The 601-nt window shown below is 54.1% G+C and carries 1 protein-coding gene; it reads left to right on the top strand.

Going from position 1 to position 601, the window contains the following annotated elements:
- Nucleotides 1-329, top strand: a 329-nt coding sequence (locus tag D7Y61_RS22430; RefSeq protein WP_180869396.1) for a hypothetical protein, incomplete at its 5' end; no start/stop codon positions are given.
- Nucleotides 330-601 lie beyond the last annotated feature (272 nt).

Raw genomic sequence — 601 nt, 5'->3', positions numbered from 1 at the left:
GTGCGAGGTTCACCAGGGAGTTTGTGGTCAAGCTTAAACTTGTAGAGCAGATGCGGAAGCGGCTGGGAATAAGTATTCTTGTGAGCGGTCAGGGRGCGGCCGGGACGGAGAGCATCGCCAGCTATTCCACCGATGAGTTGGGCAATGCTGGAGAGAACYGGGGCCGGGGCGTATCAGAAGGCAAGATGGATCATGCCTCGATTGAGGCGTTGACAATCTCCGGCCATGTTGAGAATAGTCGATTCTCGGCTCTGGCCGTGGAGCTGACAATTCGAGATGCTCTTGATGGAGGAGACGTTATCGTCAATGAGAGGATGGTGGTTGAGTGACTAGTTCCACGAAGCGGTATGGTGAAGTTCTCATCGAAGAGTGGGAGGGTGAGGAGCCCTTCTTTGACGCGGATTTTGCAAAGAAGCGAACCAAGGGCGCTGCGCAGGTTGGTGTGGCTCAACCCCGCAGGATCCTGAATTCCACTGACGGYGTCCRWGTTCATAGTGGYCCCTCATCGTCCGAWGTTGTTCTGGCGGCCTATGAGAACGGCATSCTGATTAGTGGGTTGAGAGGTAATGCAAGTCTTTCTTTACTTGCGTGGTTCGGATTT

This window comes from Stenotrophomonas maltophilia, assembly GCF_013464485.1.
GTDB lineage: Bacteria > Pseudomonadota > Gammaproteobacteria > Xanthomonadales > Xanthomonadaceae > Stenotrophomonas > Stenotrophomonas maltophilia_AW.
Note: the sequence above shows the minus strand (reverse complement) of the source record. Positions and strands in the feature narration are given on the sequence as shown.